Source organism: Aeromonas sp. R4-3, assembly GCF_040908275.1.
Classification (GTDB): Bacteria; Pseudomonadota; Gammaproteobacteria; order Enterobacterales; family Aeromonadaceae; genus Aeromonas; species Aeromonas rivipollensis.
Genome location: NZ_JBFODK010000038.1, coordinates 24,009 through 43,303, shown reverse-complemented (window position 1 = coordinate 43,303; position 19,295 = coordinate 24,009). Strand labels below are relative to the sequence as shown.

The 19,295-nt window shown below is 63.0% G+C and carries 16 protein-coding genes; 4 read left to right on the top strand and 12 right to left on the bottom strand.

The genetic code is table 11. The features are described from left to right. Window positions 1–10 precede the first annotated feature (10 nt). Window positions 11–799, bottom strand: coding sequence for a transporter substrate-binding domain-containing protein (locus tag AB5Y91_RS13255; protein WP_162520050.1), 789 nt, complete (start codon window positions 797–799; stop codon window positions 11–13). Between the two features lie 463 nt (window positions 800–1,262). Here AB5Y91_RS13255 and AB5Y91_RS13250 point away from each other — a divergent pair, with 463 nt between their 5' ends. After that, complete coding sequence (locus AB5Y91_RS13250) at window positions 1,263–2,387, top strand: GGDEF domain-containing protein (protein ID WP_368169993.1); 1,125 nt, start codon at window positions 1,263–1,265, stop codon at window positions 2,385–2,387. A gap of 93 nt (window positions 2,388–2,480) precedes the next feature. On the opposite strand, the gene AB5Y91_RS13245 is transcribed toward AB5Y91_RS13250, so the two are convergent. From AB5Y91_RS13245 to AB5Y91_RS13210, 8 genes are all read right to left on the bottom strand, one after another. Next, window positions 2,481–3,815: an MFS transporter gene (locus tag AB5Y91_RS13245; protein ID WP_368169992.1), complete on the bottom strand. Its 1,335-nt coding sequence runs from the start codon at window positions 3,813–3,815 to the stop codon at window positions 2,481–2,483. A gap of 27 nt (window positions 3,816–3,842) precedes the next feature. Then, complete coding sequence (gene uhpB / locus AB5Y91_RS13240) at window positions 3,843–5,360, bottom strand: signal transduction histidine-protein kinase/phosphatase UhpB (protein WP_168235382.1); 1,518 nt, start codon at window positions 5,358–5,360, stop codon at window positions 3,843–3,845. After that, window positions 5,357–5,947: a transcriptional regulator UhpA gene (gene uhpA, locus AB5Y91_RS13235; protein ID WP_025327498.1), complete on the bottom strand. Its 591-nt coding sequence runs from the start codon at window positions 5,945–5,947 to the stop codon at window positions 5,357–5,359. The genes uhpB and uhpA overlap by 4 nt, the downstream gene beginning before the upstream one ends. A 198-nt stretch (window positions 5,948–6,145) precedes the next feature. Then, entirely contained in the window at window positions 6,146–6,541 is a 396-nt protein-coding gene (rnk, locus tag AB5Y91_RS13230) for a nucleoside diphosphate kinase regulator (RefSeq protein ID WP_025327497.1), read from the bottom strand. 227 nt (window positions 6,542–6,768) lie between these two features. Continuing rightward, the gene (locus tag AB5Y91_RS13225) at window positions 6,769–7,542 is read right to left on the bottom strand and encodes a substrate-binding periplasmic protein (protein WP_368169991.1); all 774 of its coding nucleotides are present in this window, start codon (window positions 7,540–7,542) and stop codon (window positions 6,769–6,771) included. Window positions 7,543–7,585: 43 nt separating this feature from the next. Further along, the gene (locus AB5Y91_RS13220; protein ID WP_368169990.1) at window positions 7,586–8,269 is read right to left on the bottom strand and encodes a hypothetical protein; all 684 of its coding nucleotides are present in this window, start codon (window positions 8,267–8,269) and stop codon (window positions 7,586–7,588) included. A gap of 50 nt (window positions 8,270–8,319) precedes the next feature. Then, window positions 8,320–9,687, bottom strand: a complete 1,368-nt coding sequence (locus tag AB5Y91_RS13215; protein ID WP_368169989.1) for an alkaline phosphatase — start codon at window positions 9,685–9,687, stop codon at window positions 8,320–8,322. A 23-nt stretch (window positions 9,688–9,710) separates the two neighbouring features. Further along, window positions 9,711–11,102, bottom strand: coding sequence for an alkaline phosphatase (locus tag AB5Y91_RS13210; RefSeq protein ID WP_368169988.1), 1,392 nt, complete (start codon window positions 11,100–11,102; stop codon window positions 9,711–9,713). Window positions 11,103–11,428: 326 nt separating this feature from the next. Between AB5Y91_RS13210 and ylqF the strand changes: the two genes are divergently transcribed. Continuing rightward, window positions 11,429–12,379 carry a ribosome biogenesis GTPase YlqF gene (gene ylqF / locus AB5Y91_RS13205; protein ID WP_106886395.1) on the top strand — a complete coding sequence of 317 codons (951 nt, stop codon included), beginning with the start codon at window positions 11,429–11,431 and terminating at the stop codon, window positions 12,377–12,379. 172 nt (window positions 12,380–12,551) lie between these two features. Further along, window positions 12,552–13,700 carry an MFS transporter gene (locus tag AB5Y91_RS13200; protein WP_368169987.1) on the top strand — a complete coding sequence of 383 codons (1,149 nt, stop codon included), beginning with the start codon at window positions 12,552–12,554 and terminating at the stop codon, window positions 13,698–13,700. 173 nt (window positions 13,701–13,873) lie between these two features. Here the strand turns inward: AB5Y91_RS13200 and AB5Y91_RS13195 are convergent, their stop codons facing one another. The 3 genes from AB5Y91_RS13195 to dinG all read right to left on the bottom strand — a co-directional run bounded on the left by AB5Y91_RS13195 (window position 13,874) and on the right by dinG (window position 17,719). Continuing rightward, window positions 13,874–14,770: a histone deacetylase gene (locus AB5Y91_RS13195; RefSeq protein WP_368169986.1), complete on the bottom strand. Its 897-nt coding sequence runs from the start codon at window positions 14,768–14,770 to the stop codon at window positions 13,874–13,876. A gap of 72 nt (window positions 14,771–14,842) precedes the next feature. Then, window positions 14,843–15,502 carry a DUF2057 family protein gene (locus AB5Y91_RS13190; protein ID WP_368169985.1) on the bottom strand — a complete coding sequence of 220 codons (660 nt, stop codon included), beginning with the start codon at window positions 15,500–15,502 and terminating at the stop codon, window positions 14,843–14,845. 144 nt (window positions 15,503–15,646) lie between these two features. Continuing rightward, window positions 15,647–17,719, bottom strand: coding sequence for an ATP-dependent DNA helicase DinG (gene dinG / locus AB5Y91_RS13185; protein WP_368169984.1), 2,073 nt, complete (start codon window positions 17,717–17,719; stop codon window positions 15,647–15,649). A gap of 385 nt (window positions 17,720–18,104) precedes the next feature. On the opposite strand from dinG, the gene AB5Y91_RS13180 reads away from it, so the two are divergent. Continuing rightward, a complete protein-coding gene (locus AB5Y91_RS13180) occupies window positions 18,105–19,148 on the top strand; it encodes a porin (RefSeq protein WP_202046094.1) in 1,044 nt (347 codons plus the stop codon). Window positions 19,149–19,295 lie beyond the last annotated feature (147 nt).

Genomic DNA, 19,295 nt, shown 5'->3' with positions numbered 1-19,295 from the left:
CCTTGAGAGGTTATTTGAGCTGGTTGAGCCAGGCGTTGGATTCAAACCACTTCTTGTAGAGACGGTCGTAGCTGCCGTCGCCCTTGATCTGGCGCAGGTAGTTGTTGAACCAGTTGAGGGTGTCCTGATCCCCCTTGCGGATGGCCCAGGCCAGCGGCTCGAAGGTGAAGGGTTTGTCCAGGTGCACCACGGCGCCGGTGTTCTGGGAGGCGAAGATGGCGTTGTAGGGCAGGTCGTAGACGAAGGCATCCACTTTGCCGTTGATCACTTCCAGCTTGGCGTCGTCCTGGGTTTCAAACTGCAGCAGGGTGGCCTTGGGGATCAGGCGCTTGACCGCCTGCTCGCCAGTGGTGCCGAGCTTGACCGCGATCTTGTACTTGGGATCGTTCAGATCGCTGAAGGACTTGATCTCCCCCGCCTTGTCCTTGCGAAGGACTATGGTCTGGCCCACGACTATGTAGGGGTCGGCGAAGTTGACGCGCAGGTTGCGCTGGGGGGTGACCGTCATGCCGCCCATGATGACGTCGAACTTGTCGGTCAGCAGGGCCGGGATGATGCCGTCCCAGGCGGTGTTGACGAACTCCACCTTCACGCCCATCTCCTTGGCGACCATCTTGGCCAGATCCACATCGAAGCCGATGTACTGGCCCTGCTTGTTGGTCATCTCGAAGGGTTGATAGCCGGCGTCGAAGCCGACCCGCAGCACACCGCGCTCCAGCACGGCGTCCAGGGTGGAGCTGGGGGCCGCATTGGCGAGCCCGCACAGCAGCAGGGTAGAGAGAATGAGTTTTTTGATCATAAGTGACGTCTCTGTCGAAAGTGTGTTCGGCCTTGAACCTGCTCCGTGCGACTCCATGGCACAAGAGACTGCTGCATCCGGCAGCAGGCAAGACAGGATTATTGTCTTGATTGAGGCAAAAGCCCCATATGAGATTCTACCCCCCATTCGTTGAGTGAAAAATGTACCAAAATCCGATTGTGTCAGACGACTCAATAGGTTAGTGGCGCTTTTTCCTCGCGGCACGGCTCATAAAACCACATGAAAACAACATATCTATCTAATGGCGTTGGTTCAAGTGCAAAAATAGTTGGCAGGCATTTTGCTGTGTGGTCGGTGAGAAATCTGGGTCCGAACGAACCTTGAGCGCCAGGCATCGGGTCAGCTGGGGAGCCGGAAAATATTTCATTGCGCCAGAAGGCTCCCTCTGTGTCTTGTCATGGGCTTCCCATATACTCAGCCATCCCCAATGGAAGGCTCGGGAATGGACACCTCAATTCTGCTCAATCTGGATGTATTCACGCTGATGCTCATGGCCCTCGGGGGCTACAGCCTGGGATTCATCACCCTCTCCATCATCTGGTCGACCCACAGGGAGATCCCCGGCCTCGGGCTCTGGTGGTGGTCCAGCCTCTGTGCCCTGGCGGCCCAGTCGCTGTTCTTTATGCAGGCGTTCGCCCCCCACATCGCGGGGATCTGGCTGGCCAACCTGCTCATCACCCTCTGCATAGCGCTGATGCCGCTGGCGCTGCAGCGCTTCTTCGGCGAGCCGCCGAACTGGCGGGCCTTTGCGCTCTTCATGCTGGTCTACCTGCTGATCCTCTGCTGGAGCGTGCTGTTCAACGACGAGATGGCCCCCCGGGTGCTGCTGGCCTGCCTGAGCTACATGGTGCTGGGGGCCGTGGTGGTGCTCATCTGGCGGCATGGCTATCCGGCCTACCTGCCGGCCGTGCTGGTGTTTACCGTGGTCAATATCCTGCTCTACGGCTTCAACCTGGTGCGCATGGGGGCCCTGCTCAGTGGCGAGGTGCGGGTGCTGATGGATCCGCACGTGGTCAATGTGTTGCCCTTCCTCTCCATGCTGATGGGCAACTACCTCTCCACCTTCGGGGTGCTGCTGCTCTGTACCCAGTACCGGGCCCTGGCCCTGCGCCGGCAGGCGAGCCAGGATCCTTTGACGGGCCTGCTCAACCGGCGTGGCTTTATGGAGCGCTGTGTGACTGCGCCCAAACAGGGGGCGCTGGTGGTGCTGGATCTCGATGACTTCAAGCAGATCAACGATCGCCACGGTCACGAGGCGGGGGACAGGGTGCTGGCAGCGGTAGGCGCCTATCTGGCCGGTCAGGGGGATCTGGTGGCCAGCCGCTTCGGCGGCGAGGAGTTCGTGCTGCTGCTGCCCGAGGGGGATGCCCTGGCCCAGCAAGCCCGTTGCGAGCAGATCCGTCAGGGCATAGCGACGCTGCCCCTGGACGGCATCCAGGTCACCGCCAGCCTGGGGCTGGTGCCCTATGCCAGGGGCTGGCATCTCGATACCCTGTTCGGGCAGGCGGATCGCGCCCTCTATCAGGCCAAGCGCAGCGGCAAGAACCGGGTCTGCCTGCTGGCCTGAGCTGTGATGCTCAGCCCGGTTCGGTTGCGAGGGGACGGGGCGCCTGGGCCTTCAGCCTGAAGAGGTGCAGCAGCAGGGTCGGGAGTCGGCCTCTTAGCCTGTTTCGACTGCGAGGGGACGGGGCGCCTGGGCCTTGAGGAAGGGCAGCAGCAACAGGGCCGAGACCCCGGCCGCCACCGAGATGACCACGAAGAAGCCGTTCCAGTGCCAGATCTCCATCACCTTGGCCAGCGGATACCCCGACAGCGCCGCCCCCATGTAGGCAAACAGCCCGACGAAGCCGGTGGCGGCCCCGGCGCAATCCTTGTGGGAGCACTCCGCCGCCGCCATGCCGATCAGCATCTGGGGGCCGAACACGAAGAAGCCGATGGTGAAGAAGCACGCCGCCTGCATCACGTAGCTGAAGAAGGGCATCAGCCAGAGTGACCCCACAGAGAGCAGTATCCCCATGGCGAAGATGAGGTTCATCGGCCCCCGGTTGCCGTTGAACAGCTTGTCCGAGCCCCAGCCCGCCACCAGGGCGCCGATAAAGCCCCCCACCTCGAACATGGAGATGGCCGAGTTGGCGCTCATCAGGTTGAAGCCGCGCTGCTCCGTCATGTAGAGGTTGCCCCAGTCGTTGATGGCGGTGCGCACCACGTAGACCAGCACGTAGCAGCAGGCCAGCAGCCAGATGTAGGGATTGCCGAGCACGTATTTACGCAGGATCTGGCGCGGATCCAGGCCGACATCCTGGGTCTGCTGGGCCATCTCCAGGGCGTCCTGGCGCCACTGTCCGACCGTGGGCAGCCCCAGGGTGCTCGGGGTGTCCCGCAGTCGCCAGCACAGCAGCAGCCCGGCCAGTATGGCGATGAGGCCGGGCACTATCATGCCGTAGCGCCAGCCGTGCTGCAGGGCTATGGTGCTGACGATAAGCGGGATCAGGGCCCCGCCCACGTTGTGTGCCGTGTTCCAGGCCGACCACCAGAAGCCGCGCTCGGTCCTCGAGTACCAGCTGGTGAGCAGCTTGGAGCAGGGGGGCCAGCCCCAGCCCTGGAAGAAGGCGTTGGCAATCCAGAGTGCCACAAACATCCAGAGGGCCGACGAGAGGCCGAACAGTATGTTGATGACCCCGGTCGCCATCAGCCCCAGCCCCATGAAGTAACGGGGGTTGGCCCGATCGCTTATGATGCCGGAGACGAACTTGGAGCAGCCATAGGTGAGGTAGAACAGGGTCCACATCATGCCGATGTTGGCCTTGTCCAGGATGCCGCTCGCCAGCATGTCTGGCATGGCGAAGTTGAAGCTCTTGCGGGTGAAGTAGAAGACCGCATAGCCCAGGTACATGGTCAGCAGTATGTGGAGGCGCCAATGGCGATAGCTGGCATCGATCTCGGCCTGATCCCGCACCAGAGGGGCCGCCGGGCGGCTCTTCATAAAGCTCAGCATGGGGCGCCCTGCCTTCTGGATCCTGGATCAGTCATGGGACTCCTCCCGTTTGCGGCTGGGGAGGTTGACAGTCAGCTGGGTCCCCTGGGCACAGGAGAGGCGCAGTGTCCCCCCCAGCGCCTGCACCCGCTCGCGAATGCCGAGCAGGCCATAGCCCTGGGGCGTCTGCTCGGGCAGGCCGCAGCCGTCGTCGTCCAGTTGCAGCAGCACCCGATCGGCCTGCTGGCGGGCCAGTATGGTGACAGCGCTGGCATTGGCGTGTTTGACCACGTTGTTGAGCCCCTCCTGACAGACCCTAAACAGGGTGACTCGCTGGGCATCCGAGAGCGCCTCATCCGCGAGCCCCCACTCCAGCCGGGTGACGATTCCGCGCCGCTCCAGCTCCAGCTCCCGCAGCAGGCCGCGCACCGCCTGCTCCAGGCTCATGTCGTCGAGCTGGCGCGGGCGCAGGCGACCGAGCAGGCCGCGCACCGCATCGTAAATACCCAGCGACAGGGTCTCGATAAGGGCGCTGCTCTGGCCGACATGGGGGTTGTCCGGCGCAAGGCGGCGCACTATGCCCGCCTGGGTGCGGATGGCGGTGATGGTCTGGCCTATGTCGTCGTGCAGCTCCCGGGCCACCTCCTTGCGGATGCTCTCCTCGGTCTCCAGCAGCCGCTCGGTGAGCTGGCGGTTGTGGGCGAGCTGGCGGGTCAGCGCCTGGTTGAGCTCGCGCTGGCGCTGGATGCCGGCACCGAGCAGCAGGCCGGTCAGGCTCTGGGCCAGCAGGGAGAGCAGCAGATCCAGGGGATGTTCGTGCCAGGCCTGGCCCGCCATCAGGGCCACCGTATTCATCAGGGTGGCGAGCAGGGCCCCCTGCCAGCCGTAGCGCCAGGCCATAGCCATGATGGGAATGGCGAGGCAAAACGGGGTGAAGCGCACCAAAGAGTCCGGCAGGCCGAGCTGCAACCCCAGGCTCAGCACGAACAGCAGTAGATACCAGACCAGATGGCGAAAGCGCCAGTCCACCGGCTGATCCACCAGCGCAGGGCCGAGCGGCACCCAGGTGGCGCGGGTCAGATAGTGCCAGATCAGCATGCAGGTGGAGGTGAGGGTCAGGCCGCCGGTCAGGGTGAGCAGCAGGGCGGTGAGGCCATCTTCTCCGGCCAGATGCCAGAGCAGGGATTGCAGGGCCGCCGCCACAGTGACGGTGGCGAGCAACACCAGCAGTTGCTGCCAGTCGTCGCGCACCCGTTGGCGGCGGGCGATGAGCAGCGGCAGCAGGGTGAGCAGGCTGCCAGCCAGGATGAGGGGCCACAGGGGCATTCCCACCTCCCGATCGAGCCAGTGGAGCAGCAGGGCTTCACAGAGCAGCAGGGGCGGCCAGTAGCGGAGGGGGCTCTGCAGCAACAGGCCCAGCCGCAGCCCGAAGGGGAACAGCAACACCGCCAGCACCGGGCTCTCCACCAGATGCAGGCCGATGCTCCAGAGGCAGAACCAGCCGGCGGCGAAGATGAAGCAGGCCGCCAGCGAGATGGCGACATAGCTGGCAAGGCGGGAGATCACCAGCTGTCCAGCATGCGGTGAGCCAGCTCCACGTTGTTGCTGACGTTGAGCTTGTCCATCAGGTTGGCGCGGTGCACGTGCACCGTCTTGGGGGAGAGGCCGAGGCGCTCGGCGATGGCCTTCACCTCCATGCCGCCGGCCAGCAGCTGCGCCACCTCCCGCTCCCTGTTGGTGAGGGGATCTCTGTGGCTGCTGGCGAGCTTGTGGGCTATGTCAGGGGTGAGGTAGCAACCACCCTGGGCGGCGGTGCGTACCGCGGCGATCAGCTCCTCCGGGCTGCAGCGCTTGGAGAGAAACCCCTTGGCACCGGCCTGCAGGGCCTGCTCGATGAGGGCCGGGCTGTCGTGCACCGACAGCATCACCACGGCGAGGCCGGCGGGCAGTTGCCTGAGCAGGTCCAGCCCGGATTGATCCGGCATTGAGATGTCGCACACGCACAGCTGGACACCGCTGCCCGGCAAGCCGGCGAGGGCGTCGGCGGCGCTGCCAAATTCGGCAACGACCCGCAGATCGGGTTCGAGATTGAGCAACTGGGCAAAGCCGGAGCGGACTATCTGGTGATCGTCGATGAGGGCAATTTTTATCATGGTGTCAGCCTGAAATCTGCGGCCAGGGCGCTGGCGCGGCCAACAAGATACTCCCGCTCGCCCCCTGGCTCAAGGGGGAGGAGAGCCCCAGCGAAGGAGACGCGGCTATGGGTGCTTCACCTGAGTGCGTGATTCAGGGCGGTAATATAAGGAGAGGCACGCTCTGCTCGCCGGGGCGGCAGGGCGTGCCTGGCCCTGTCAGCGGTGCAGCTCACCCGCCCGCTCCGGTTGATAGACCACTTCCAGTATCTCCACCTGTATGGTGCGCCCGGCCGGGCCCGGCCAGGCGATGCTGTCACCCACCTTCAAGCCCAGCAGGGCGCTGCCCACAGGCGCCAGCACGGAGATCTTCGACTCGTCCCCCTGCACGTCCTTCGGGTAGACCAGGGTCAGGCAGAAGTCATTGCCGCTGTTTTGCATCTTGAAGCGCACAGTGCTGTTCATGGTCACCACGTCCGGCGGCATGTCGGCGGGGTCGCGGATCTCGGCGCGGTTCAGCTCCTCCTGCAGGGCCAGGTGTTGCGGGTGGTTGCCGAGCAGTTGCTCGATGCGATCCAGATCCAGGTTGGAGATGACGAGATGTGGCTGTTGCATGGGGTATTCCTTATCAATGGCTGAAAGGACCAGGATGACGGACAAGCTGGTCGAAAAAGGGTTCGGATTGTGAGAATAGATCGCAAGCGCGATGCCCCCGAGCGACTCGCTGTCAGGGGCGAGGGCGGGGGCTCAACGGGGTGTGAGCAGACTGGAAAAAATCATGAGCGCTTTCATGGGGATACCATAACCATTCTGAATGGCTTTGGCAAATGCCCGGCCGGGGGTCAGGGCGCCTGGTAATCGTACTGCCGCAGGATGCGCGCCAGGCTGCCATCCTCGCGCATCTCCTCAATCGCCTTGCGCCAGCGCAGCGCCTCGGCCGCAGGAAACTGCGGGCTGGCGGCCAGGTAGAGGGCGCTCTCTTGCAAGGTGTCGCCGCGCACCAGATCCGCCAGGGGCAAGCCGGCCCGCTGCTGGTTGTAGAGGGCCGTGTTCCAGGCCACGGCCCAGCCCTGGATGCGGCCCAGCGCCAGCTTGCTGGCATTGTTGACCTCCTCGGTGACCAGCTCCCGGGTCACTCCCTTCAGGGGCTGGATCAGGCTCTGACCATGAGAGCCGCGCATCGCCCCCAGGGTCAGGCCGGACAGCGCCTTGACCGAGAGGGGGGCCGGGTGGTACTGGCGGTGGCTGACCAGCACGAAGGCCTCCTCCAGCAGGGGGGCAATCCAGAGGAACAGGGGCTCGCGCTGGGGACTCCTGGCCGGTGGCAGCAGCAGGACGTCCGCCCGATGGCGGGTCTGGCTGAGGGCGCGGGCGAGCGGCATCAGCTCTATCTCCAGCGGCTCCCGAAGGCGGCGGGCCGCCTCTTCCAGCACCTCGATTGCCATGCCGCTCGGGGCCCCCTGCTGGGAGCGAATGACATAAGGGGGAACGTCTGCGGCCAGGACCACCACGGCGTGGGCGCCGGGGCCTGGGAAGAGGAGGACGCAGCAGAATAGAAGCAATAGGGGAAGACGCATAGAAGACCGGGTCAGGGATGAGTACACAGAGTGTAACATCCCGTAACCCCAAGTCAGTCAACCCATTGGGGGGATCGGGCCGTCAGTCGAAGAAGTCCCGCAGATCCAGGGTCTGGTAGCTATCGAGCTGCTGCCAGGGCAACTGCCTTGGCAAGGGCTTGAGGGTCACCTCCATCCGGTAGCTGCGATAGCCGTCCAGGCTCGCGGACTCCACCACCAGGGGCAACTGCCATTGGCTAGACCAGAGGATGCGGGTGCGCTGCCTGCCCTCGCGCTTTTCGTACCAGCGGGCCTGCTCGGGGGCCGCCTCGTCCAGGGGGGTCATGCCCTGCAGCAGGGCCGGGTCTACCAGGTGGCGAAGGCGCGCCCAGTCCGCGGTAAAGGCCACCTGGCCATACTCCTCCGGCGGCACCTCCACCAGTTGGTTGTGCCAGGCGTCGGCGTAGCGCAGTTGCAGCTCTCCTTCATCACTGCGGCTGACCCAGCGGGCCGCCATCTGGTGGGTGAAGTGCTTGTGGCCCGGAGTGGCATCGTGGCTGGCGTGATAGGCGCGGGCCAGCGGCAGAGGGATGAGCCGCTGGCTCCACACCTGGTTGCCGACCCGTATCCATTTCTCCTGCCAGTGGTTCTCCCGGGCTATGCCGTCGCTGCTGGTGATCCTGTCCTGATAGCGGATGCGGGCGGCCAGATCGGGGGCCTCGTCGGCCAGCAGGGGGAAGCAGAGGGTGCTGCCAAGGAGCCATAACGGAAGTAACAATCGCATCATGGATGATCGCTCGAAAGAAGTGGGCCCGGCGTGACACCGGGCCCACTTTCTTACAGGCCGAGCGCCTCCCTGAGCTTGCCGAACACCAGGGTGTTGTCCAGGGTGCCCTTGAAGCGGCCGCTGCCGGCCCCGCCTGCAAACAGCATCACATCGCCGCCGCCGTGGGTCTCCGATCCCAGCTTGACCCCGGTCTCCTGCAGGTAGTCATCCCCCATCACCTGGTTGCTGGTGAGGGTGGGGCGCAGGTCCGCGCGGTTAGGGCCGTTGCCGAACACCAGGGTGGTGAAGGGCTTGCCATCCACGTCGTTCTGGGTGGAGCCGTCGCCATTCTTGACCAGATCCAGCACAGGGTTGCCCTTGGCGGAGTAGCCGTTGATGGTCATGGTGTGGTCGTGATCGGCGGTGACCACTATCAGGGTATCGGTCAAGTCCACCTTGCCGAGCGCCGTCTTGACCGCCTCGTCCAGCGCCACCGCATCGGTCAGAGACCGTTTGGCGTTGGTGGCGTGCAGGGCGTGATCGATGCGGCCCCCTTCCACCATCAGGAAGTAACCCTGGCTGTTCTGGCTCAAGAGATCGATCGCCTTGGCGGTCATCTCGGAGAGGGACGGTTGGGTATTGGCCGCCCCCTTGGCGACGCGGTCCAGCTCGTAGTCGAGGTGGGACTTGGCACTGAACAGACCCAGCACCTTGCCGCTCTCAATCTTGGCGAGATCGCTCTGGGTGGTGACGTACTGATAGCCCTGGGCACTGAGCTCGGCGGTGAGATCCCGGCCATCGGCCCGGCCACCCTTGTTGCTGGCACTGTAGGGGGTCCAGTGATTGGCTCCGCCCCCCATCAGCACGTCGACCCCGTCTCCGAGCGCGGCGTTGAAGCCTGCGCCCCCCGGTACCGCCTGCTCGGCGATGGCGTAGGCCGCGTCACGGTGGCAGATGTGGGAGTAGGTGGCCGCCGGGGTGGCATGGGTCAGCTCCGTGGTGGTGACGGCACCGACCGATTTACCCGCTGCCTTGGCCAGCTCGAGTATGGTCGGCACCGGGGTGCCGTTGTCGCCGGTGCAGTTGTTGATGCCCTTGTTGCCGTTGGCATCCTTGGACGGTGCCACGGCCTGGGTGTCGCTGCTCATGGCGATCACCTCGTTGTTCATCTTTACCCCAGTGGTGTAGGCCGCCATTGAGGGGGCCGAGTCCGTGGTCTGGGCGTCGTGGGAGAAGGTCTTGATGCGGGCGCTGCGTGGCAGCTTCATCATCTCGAGATCCCCCTCTTCCCCCACCTTGTAGAGGCGGGTGGCGGTGAGCACGCTGGGGCCCATGCCGTCGCCGATAAAGAGGATGACGTTCTTGGCATCGCTGGCCTGGGCCTGGGACAGGCCGCCGAGGACGGTGAACAGGGCGGTGCACACCAGGGTTTTGTTCATGGTTTTTCTCACAGGAATGATCCTCACAGCTTGGCCGCAGCCTTGACCTTGCCGAAGACGGCGGTGTTATCGAGGGAGCCGTGGAAGCTGTCTGCCCCCTGGCCTATGGCGCCGAGGAAGACGTCGGTGCCGCCGTGGGTCTCGTTGCCTAGCTCGCCCACCTTGACCACCACCTCCTGGTGATAGTCGTCGGCCGAGACGGTGGCGTCGTCGAGCGGTGCCACGCTGCTGCGCGGGCCATCCACCCGGTTGTAGCCGTTGCCAAAGCCGATGATGGTGTAGGGCATGCCGTCGCTGTCCTTGCTCGGCTCGCCGGTCTCGTAGTTCTTCACCAGCCCGAGCACCCCGGGGTTGTCAGCCGTGGTCTTGCCGGTACGCTTGGCGTAGCCGTTCAGCACCAGCGTATGGTCATGGTCGGCGGTGACCACTATCAGGGTGTTTTTCAGCTCGGGATCGGTCTTCTTCACCTCGTCGATGGTGGCCTTGATGGCGTCGTCGAAGGCGAGGGTGTCCTGCAGGGCGCGCTTGGCGTTGGTGTCGTGCAGGGCGTGATCGATGCGGCCCCCTTCCACCATCAGGAAATAACCCTTCTCCTTGTCCTTGAGCTGCTTGATGGCGGCCAGGGTCATCTGGGCAAGGGAGGGCTCGCTGGCGGGCCTGTCCAGGTCATATTTCATGTGACTGGCGCCAAACAGCCCCAGCAGCGGCTTGCCCGCCTCGGCCTGGTTCAGCTCGTCCAGGGTGCTGGCAAACTGGTAGCCCTTGGCCTGCATCTCGCTGATGAGGTTGCGGCCATCCTCCCGCTTGCCCTTGTCGGCGGTGGGCAGGAAGAAGCTGCTGCCGCCACCGAGCACCACGTCCAGCCCCTCTTTCAGGGCGCCGTTGTAACCGGCACCACCCGGCACCAGTTGGGCGGCGATGTCGGCTTCCAGATCCCGGTTGCAGATGTGGGCATAGGTGGCGGCCGGGGTGGCATGGGTGACCCGGGTGCTGGTGACCACGCCGGTGCCGCGGCCGTCGGCCTTGGCCAGCTCCAGCAAGGTGGTGACCGGCTTGCCGGCGCTCTGGCTGCAGTCGCTCTCATAGGTGGCGTCGCTGTCCATGCTGATGACGCCGTTGTTGCTCTTGACCCCTGTCATGTAGGCCGCCATGGAGGGGGCCGAGTCTGTGACCTGGGCGTCGTGGGAGAAGGTCTTGATGAAGGCCGTTTCCGGCAGTGTGTCTATGGTGAGGCTGCCCTCTTCCCCCACGCCGTAGATGCGGGCGGCGGTCAGGGTGTTGAGGCCCATGCCGTCGCCGAGGAAGAAGATGACGTTTTTGGCGCTGGGTTCCGGGGTGCTGCTGTCATTGTTGGAGTTGCAGCCGGCGACCAGGGTGGCGCCTATCATCACTGCAAGTCCTGCCATGTTTCTCATTGGGGTTCGCTCCTTGTAAAACCTGAGCGCAGCCTAGAGGGGGCAGATGACACTTTTAGTGAGTCTGGATGACAATACGGTGAAGGCACCGTATAAATGTTATGTTGTATCAACCACTTATTGATAGCTGTCTGCCCTTCTGCCCCAGGCCGTTGTGGTGGCACCGGCGCCGCGGCCGTGCACGCCTGTGGCCACAATGGCCTGTCAAATCGGGGCCGCAGCAGGTAAAATGCGCCCCCTTGCGATGAGTGCCAGCGGTTTGGCGCATCACCAGGCGCCCGCCGCCCCCAGCGGGAGCCAGCATCCCCAATGAGAGAGTAACGGATATGTCCATCAACTGGTTCCCCGGCCACATGCACAAGGCCCGCAAAGAAATTGCCGAGGTCATGCCCCAGGTCGATGTCATCATCGAGATGCTCGATGCCCGCATCCCCTTCTCCAGCGAGAACCCCCTGGTGCCCGAGCTGCGTGGGGATACCCCTGTCATCAAGGTGCTGAACAAGGCGGATCTCGCCGATCCGGCGATCACCGAGCTGTGGGTGGCGCACATGGAACAAGAGAAGGGGATCAAGGCGTTGCCCCTGACCCAGCAGGAGCCGGAGAAGATCAAGGCGCTGCTGACCCTGTGCCACGAGATGCTGCCGGAGCGCAACTTCGACCTGCGCGGGGTGCGGGCCATGATCATGGGCATCCCCAACGTGGGCAAGTCCACCCTGATCAACACCCTGGCGGGGCGCATCATAGCCCGGACCGGCAACGAGGCGGGGGTGACCAAGTCCCAGCAGCGGATCAAGCTGGACAACAACGTCATCCTGACCGATACCCCGGGGTTCCTCTGGCCCAAGCTCAACCCGCCCTCCTGCGGCTACCGGCTGGCCATCACCGCGGCCATCAAGGACACCGTATTTGACTACGCCGACATCGCCATGTTCGCCGCCGACTACTTCATCAAGGCCTACCCCGAGCGCATCAAGGCTCGCTACCAGATAACCGATCTGCCCGAGACCGAGATCGAGCTGCTGGAGATGATCGCCCGTCAGCGCGCCTTCGTGCGCAAGGGCGGCCTGGCGGATCTGCACAAGGCCTCCGAGATCCTGGTCAACGAGTTCCGCTCAGGTATGCTGGGGCGCATCTCCCTGGAGACCCCTGAGATGGTGAGCGCCGAGATCATACTGGCGGCAGAAGAGGCTGAGGAGAAGGCCAAGGAGAAGGCCGAACGGGAAGAGGAGCGCCAGGCGCGGGCCCGTCGCAAGTACGCCAAAAAGCGTCAGAAATAGCCGATGTTGTGGCAGCTATAACGCAGAGGCGACCCCGGGGTCGCCTCTTCTGTTATGACGCCAATGGCCGGGCCGGGGCAAAACCTGGCTGCGGCTCGTTCAGTGCCGATTGACAATGGCATTGGCGGTGGCATGATGCGCTCGCATTTTGCCTCTCCCCAGAGTTTTATCCATGACCACATACTCCCGGCCGGTGCAGTTATTGCTCTGTGGCCTGCTGCTGTTGACCCTGGCCATAGCAGTGTTGAATACCCTGGTGCCGCTCTGGCTCGCCCATGACAAGCTGCCGACCTGGCAGGTGGGCATGGTCGGCTCCGCCTATTTTTGCGGCAACCTGCTGGGGACTTTGCTGGCGGGGGCGCTGATCAAAGGCGTCGGGTTCAACCGCAGCTACTACCTGGCTTCAGCCCTCTTCGCAGCAGCCTGTGTCGGGCTTGGGCTCACCCTGGGGTTCTGGAGCTGGCTTATCTGGCGATTCATCGCCGGCATCGGCTGCGCCATGATCTGGGTGGTGGTTGAGAGTGCGCTGATGTGCAGCGGCAACGCACGCAACCGGGGGCGCCTGCTCGCCGCCTACATGATGGTCTATTACATGGGGACTGTGCTCGGGCAACTGCTGGTCAGCACGCTGCCGACCGGGCTGATGGATGTGCTGCCCTGGGTGACTGGCCTGGTACTGGCCGCCATCCTGCCGCTACTGTTTACCCGCATTGTCAACGAGCAGGGCGAGCAGCAGGGGGCAACCCGGGTGTGGCCCATGCTGCGCCTGCGTCAGGCGCGCCTTGGGGTCAATGGCTGCATCATCTCCGGCATAGTGTTGGGGTCGCTCTATGGCCTGATGCCGCTCTACCTGAACCACCAGGGAGTGAGTGATGCCGGTATCGGCTACTGGATGGCGGTCATGGTGAGCGCCGGCATCCTGGGGCAGTGGCCTGCCGGCCGTCTGGCAGACAGGTTCGGTCGCTTGCCGGTACTGCGGCTGCAGGTGCTGGTGGTCATCCTGGGCGCCTTGGCGATGCTCGGTAACCTGGCGATGGGCCCGGCGCTCTTCATCCTGGGCGCCGCCGGTTTTACCCTCTATCCGGTGGCCATGGCCTGGGCCTGCGAGAAGGTCGAGCAGCATCAGCTGGTGGCGATGAATCAGGCGCTGCTGCTGAGCTACACCATAGGCAGCCTGCTCGGCCCGGCCTATACCTCGCTCTTGATGCAGCACCTTTCGGACAAGCTGCTGTTTATCATGATCGCCAGCGTGTCCTTCATCTATCTGCTGATGCTGCTGCGTCCCGTGGGTGAGCATCCGACGCCGGTGGCACATGCCTGATGGCTAGTGTCTGATGGCTAGTGTCTGAAGGAAAGAGGCGTCGAGAGCCATGGATGACGCCCTGCCCTGTCTCTGGTGACAGGTGCTGCAAAACGCAGCTGTGCCCTATATAAGAAGAGGCGGCCCCGGGGCCGCCTTGTTGTTATCAGAGACTGGCGAGGGGGAGAGGGGCACTAGCCATAGCGCTTTTTCGCCTCTTCGAACAGGGAGAGGTGCAGCGGGATCAACTGCCGCCAGTCGCGCCTATAACCGCCCCCTGGTACGGCGGCGATGGGCAGGCCGTGGCTTATCGCACAGTCAAACACCATGGCGTCCCGCTGGCGCACCCCTGCGTCGCTCAGGGAGAGATAGCCGAGCTCATCGGCCTGGTGCACGTCGACCCCGGCCTGGTAGAGGATGAGGTCGGGGCGGTAGAGGCGCAGCGCCAGTGACAGCGCCTGGGTCAGGGTCTCGAGGTAGGCGTCGTCCTCCATGCCGGTGGGCAGCGGGAAGTCGAGGTGAGAGGCGGGCTTGTGGTGGGGAAAATTGTGCTCCCCATGCAGGGAGAGGGTGATGATGTCCCGGCTCCCCGTGCACAGGGCGGCGCTGCCATCCCCTTGGTGGACATCGAGATCCACTATCAGCACCCGCTCGCAGCGCCCCTCGTCGAGGCAGGCTCTGGCCGCTATCACCAGATCGTTGAACAGGCAGAAGCCGCTGCCAAAGTCCCTGTGGGCGTGATGATAGCCGCCGGAGACCTGCAGGCCGCAGCCCTGTTCGAGGGCGTGGCGGCTGGCGGCTATGGTGGCCCCGACCGAGCGCAGGGTGCGTTCAATCAGCAGGGGTGACCAGGGAAAGCCGAGTCTGCGGATGGCGCCGTCATCCAGGGTGCCGGCAAGGGCCGCCGCCACATAGTCGGCGTCGTGGACCCGCGTTATCTGCTGGCGGCTCGCGGCGGGCGCCTCTGCCAGCGGATAGCCCTGTGTTGCCAGGATCTGGTAGAGCGCCTGGTACTTGGCCAGGGGAAAGCGGTGGCGCTCGGGCAGCGTCAGGGAGGAGTAATGGGGGTGATAGAAGATGCGCAGGGACATGGCAATCGGCCTGAACTGATATGAAAAAGGGGAGCCAGGCTCCCCTCTATGCATAAAGCGACGCGCTGCGCCTTACTGCTGCTGGATCACCCAGATCTGGAAGGCTTTGCGGGTCTCCGCATCGGCCTTGTTGTACCAGTTTTGCAGCTGGGTCAGGGCTTCCGGATTGCTCTGGGCCTTGCTCGGCGCCACTTCGACCGGCGCGCTGGCGGCGGCCATCACGGCAGCAGAGGAGACGGCAACGCTGGCTGGCTGGTTGAAGGCCTTGCCCATCTTGAGCAGCTCCTGCTGGTAGTCGCGGGTCAGCTGGAAACCGCCAACGGTCGGCATGACGAATTGCTCGCTGGCCAGGGCCTGACCGCTGACTTTGTCTTTAAGGACGACCTTCTGCTCTTTCACGAATGCCTTGGCTTCGTCTTCGTTACGGGGCTTCTTGAAATCCAGCATCAGGGTCTGGTTGTCACCGGCGGTAAAGTTGATCACCAGGGGCTCGGCGGTCACCAGCTTGATGTCGTTGCGGTTGGAGTAGTTGCCTTCGAAGGCCACCACCACCTGGTGCTTGCCGGCACTGATGGGGAAGCTGCTGGTCTTCTCCAGCAGCTTGGGATTGATGGACTCGCCATCGATCAGCTGCACCACATAGGGATTGTGTATTTCCAGTTGGCTATCAGCCAGGGCGCTACCTGCCCACAACAGACCAGCCAGAGCCGGCACCAGAACAGTCAGTTTCATTTCATCTCCTTGAACAGTCAGGCGATTGCCCACTGAAAAATAGGGGCTCATTTTTACAGGTTTGCCCCAGAGCGGCAATAGCCGTTTGTGGCGCCGCCCGGCAGGCGGCTTGCTGACTTATCTGTCAAATAAACCCGGCATGGCTCACTCGATACGCCGGGTGAAGGGGGGCAGCGCGTCGAGCAAGCCCTTGCCGTAGCGCTTGGTAAGCAGGCGTCGATCGAGAATGGTTACCCGGCCCCGATCGGCTTCCTTGCGGATCAGACGACCGCAGGCCTGGATCAGTTTGCGAGACGCCTCCGGCACCGTCAGTTGCAGGAAGGGGTTGCCACCGCGTTTTTCGACCCACTCGGCGGTGGCCTCTTCCACCGGGGAGTTCGGCACCGCGAAGGGGAGCTTGGTGATCACCAGATTGGTGAGATAGTGACCGGGCAGGTCCAGTCCCTCGGAGAAGCTGCCGGTGCCAAAGAGGATGCTGGCCTGGCCGCCATCGCACTTCTGTTTGTGCAAGGCCAGCAGGGCGTTGCGTGACGCTTCCCCCTGCACCAGCAGGGAGAGCCCCTTGGCCCGCAGCCCTACCGCCACCTCGTTCATCTGCCGATAGGAGGAGAAGAGCACCAGGCTCGCCTCCTTGCCTGCCAGCAGACGGGGCAGGGTATCGACCAGCTCCTGGGTAAAGCCGGGGGCGCTGGGTTCATGGGTCATTTTTGGCAGATAGAGCTCGGCCTTGTGGTACTCGAAAGGAGAGCGCAGTCGCAGATAGCGGGTGCCGTCGTGCTCCTTGAGTCCCACCTGATGGCGGAAATAGCTGAAGGAGGAGAGGGCGGTGAGGGTGGCCGAGACCAGCACGGCGCCCAGACAGCGGGACCAGAGCCACTCTTCCAGCAGATAACCCACCTCTATGGGGGAGGCGTGCAGCCAGATGTCCCCATCCTCGCTCCTGGCCATCCAGCGGGCCAGCGGTGTCTTGCCCGTGGGCACGTGACGACTCAGCATCTCCCACAGGGCGCAGAAACTCTCCAGCCGCTGCAGGTGAAAACCGCTCTCCGCCAGCAGGGGTTCGGCCTCCTTGCGACGGATCTCGCCGTCCTTGAGCGCCTCGCCGATGGCACCCTGCATCCTGTCCAGCGCCCGCAGCGCCTTCTTGCTCGCCTCCTTCAGGTTCTCCGCCAGCATGGGCAGGGGATCGGGCAGCACCCCTTCGGCAAATCTGTGGTGCTGCTCGGAGCCAAACAGCTGATCGTTGCCGGCGAGCCACTGCTCCAGCGCCTTGAGATCCGGCTGCAGGGAGGCCAGGGCATCCTGCAGCTTGAGCTGGGGGTCGAGCAAGCTCTCCTTGTTCAGCGTCCTGGCCAGCTTGCCGGCGCTCTGCACCAGTTTTTCCAGCCAGCGGCGGGACCCCTTGATGCTGGCGGAGGCGGCGCCGTGATCCCGGGCTATGGTCGGCAGGTGGTGGGCCTCATCCAGCACATAGATGCACTCGTCCGGTGGCGGCAGTATGATGCCGCCGCCCATGGTGAGATCGGAGAGCAGCAGGGCATGGTTGACTACCAGCACATCGGCAGCGTCCATGTCGTTCCTGGCACGGTGGAAGGGGCAGTGCTGATGGTGGCTCAGCGCCTTGTTGCAGCTGTGGCGATCGGCGGCGATGCGATCCCAGCACAGATCCGGGATGGGCTTGGGCCAGTTGTCCCTGTCCCCGTCCCACTTCCCCTCGGTGTAGGCCTGCCACAGCGCCTGATAGCGCTCCTTGTCAGAATCTGACGGCTTGTGCTTACTCAAGCTGCCGAAATCGAGTTCGAAATTGGCCATCTCGGCGCCACTTGCCGCTTGTTCAAGCAGATGCTCGCAGCAGTAACGCTGGCGCCCCTTGACCAGCATGAAGCGAAACGGCAGCTCGCTGTGGCGATGGTAGAACGGCAGGTCCTTGTGGATCAGCTGTTCCTGCAGGGCGACGGTGGCGGTGGAGATCACCAGCTTCTTCTGGGTGAGCCGCGCCACCGGGATGGCGCCCTGGGCATAGGAGAGGGATTTGCCGATGCCGGTGCCCGCCTCGGCCACCAGGATGCGGCGACTCTTCTCATACTCTCCGGTGAGCGTCTTGGCGATTTCGGCCACCAGAAAATTCTGCTCCTTGCGCGGCACAAAACCGGGTAAACCATCGGCAATCTGTCGATAGGTATTGCGAATGGTGGCTTTGAGGCGAGTCGATAGCATGAATGAGGTGTGACCGTGTCTGGGATGAATGGCCACAGGATACCCGCAACAGGCGGCCTGGGTCGAGGCAAGGCGAGGCAGGGGTTAGGGGTCGGGATCCGCACTTATGTTATGGGGTGGATGGCACGTGCAATAAACCACCAAAAAAGGGCTGTTCAGGCAGCAAGTATCGCTGTAAACGTTTTCCCTGAGAGGGCAAACAATATGGGATTCAGCTCACAAATTTTTCCCTATGACTATGGTTTTCTCAAAAAGTTCCAAGTTTTTTCGTTGCGGATCCTAAAACCCGGTGATAGTCTCGGCGGCATAGTGATGCAAAGAACATCGCTAACACAGGGAATAACAAGGACTTAGTGTTTAATTACAGTAGGCATTGGAAACAACTATGAAAAAGACAATTCTGGCTATCGCTATCCCGGCTCTGTTCGCATCTGCCGCTAACGCCGCAGTCGTTTATGACAAAGACGGTACCTCTTTTGATATCTACGGCCGTGTTCAGGCTAACTACTACGCTGACAGCCAAGACGCCAGCCCCATCACTGCCAGCAACGCTGGTGATGCCGAGCTGATCGGTTCCTCCCGTCTGGGCTGGTCCGGTAAAGTTGCGCTGAACAACACCTGGTCCGGTATCGCCAAGACCGAGTGGCAGGTTTCCGCCGAAAACTCCGACAACAAGTTCAACTCCCGTCACATCTGGGTTGGCTTCGACGGTACCCAGTACGGCAAGATCATCTTCGGCCAGACCGACACCGCGTTCTACGACGTGCTGGAGCCGACCGATATCTTCAACGAGTGGGGTGATTACGGTAACTTCTACGACGGTCGTCAAGAAGGCCAGATCATCTACTCCAACACCTACGGTGGTTTCAAGGGCAAAGTGTCCTACCAGACCAACGACGACGAAGCCGTCAAGGTTTCTGACATGGGTGGCCAAACCGTCACTACCGTATTCCCGGACCTGAAGCGTAACTACGGCTACGCAGCTGCCATCGGTTATGACTTCGACTTCGGTCTGGGCCTGAACGGCGGTTATGCTTACTCCGACCTGGAAAGCACCACCAGCACCAATACTGGTGACAAGTCCGAGTGGGCGCTGGGCGCACACTACGCCATCAACGGCTTCTACTTCGCCGGTGTCTACACCGAAGGCGACCTGAAGAACGACACCACCGGTTACAAGGGTGAAGGTCGTGGCTACGAGCTGGCTGCTTCCTACAACGTTGATGCCTGGACCTTCCTGGCTGGCTACAACTTCAAGGAAGGCAAGGACAACTCTGCCGGTTCTTCCTACGAAGACATGGTTGACGAAACCCTGCTGGGCGTACAGTACAACTTCACTTCCAAGCTGAAGGCGTACACCGAGTACAAGATCCAGGGTATCGACGACATGGACGACGAGTTCACTGTTGCCCTGCAATACAACTTCTAATCCAGTCTTAGTACGGATTTAGTTGATAAACGGCCAAGCTTGCTTGGCCGTTTTGTTTTATCTGCCTTTCACCTTCCTCATACCCCGCTGTTTGGCCCTGCGCCAGGTCACGTTGTCTCTTTTCCGTCCTTGGCTCCCCCCTCGTAA

Coding starts and splice junctions, on each gene's coding strand:
- AB5Y91_RS13255 (WP_162520050.1), bottom strand. CDS start 799: ATGATCAAAAAACTCATTCTCTCTACCCTGCTGCTGTGCGGGCTCGCC.
- AB5Y91_RS13250 (WP_368169993.1), top strand. CDS start 1,263: ATGGACACCTCAATTCTGCTCAATCTGGATGTATTCACGCTGATGCTC.
- AB5Y91_RS13245 (WP_368169992.1), bottom strand. CDS start 3,815: ATGCTGAGCTTTATGAAGAGCCGCCCGGCGGCCCCTCTGGTGCGGGAT.
- uhpA (WP_025327498.1), bottom strand. CDS start 5,947: ATGATAAAAATTGCCCTCATCGACGATCACCAGATAGTCCGCTCCGGC.
- rnk (WP_025327497.1), bottom strand. CDS start 6,541: ATGCAACAGCCACATCTCGTCATCTCCAACCTGGATCTGGATCGCATC.
- AB5Y91_RS13225 (WP_368169991.1), bottom strand. CDS start 7,542: ATGTTACACTCTGTGTACTCATCCCTGACCCGGTCTTCTATGCGTCTT.
- AB5Y91_RS13220 (WP_368169990.1), bottom strand. CDS start 8,269: ATGATGCGATTGTTACTTCCGTTATGGCTCCTTGGCAGCACCCTCTGC.
- AB5Y91_RS13215 (WP_368169989.1), bottom strand. CDS start 9,687: ATGAACAAAACCCTGGTGTGCACCGCCCTGTTCACCGTCCTCGGCGGC.
- AB5Y91_RS13210 (WP_368169988.1), bottom strand. CDS start 11,102: ATGAGAAACATGGCAGGACTTGCAGTGATGATAGGCGCCACCCTGGTC.
- ylqF (WP_106886395.1), top strand. CDS start 11,429: ATGTCCATCAACTGGTTCCCCGGCCACATGCACAAGGCCCGCAAAGAA.
- AB5Y91_RS13200 (WP_368169987.1), top strand. CDS start 12,552: ATGACCACATACTCCCGGCCGGTGCAGTTATTGCTCTGTGGCCTGCTG.
- AB5Y91_RS13195 (WP_368169986.1), bottom strand. CDS start 14,770: ATGTCCCTGCGCATCTTCTATCACCCCCATTACTCCTCCCTGACGCTG.
- AB5Y91_RS13190 (WP_368169985.1), bottom strand. CDS start 15,502: ATGAAACTGACTGTTCTGGTGCCGGCTCTGGCTGGTCTGTTGTGGGCA.
- dinG (WP_368169984.1), bottom strand. CDS start 17,719: ATGCTATCGACTCGCCTCAAAGCCACCATTCGCAATACCTATCGACAG.
- AB5Y91_RS13180 (WP_202046094.1), top strand. CDS start 18,105: ATGAAAAAGACAATTCTGGCTATCGCTATCCCGGCTCTGTTCGCATCT.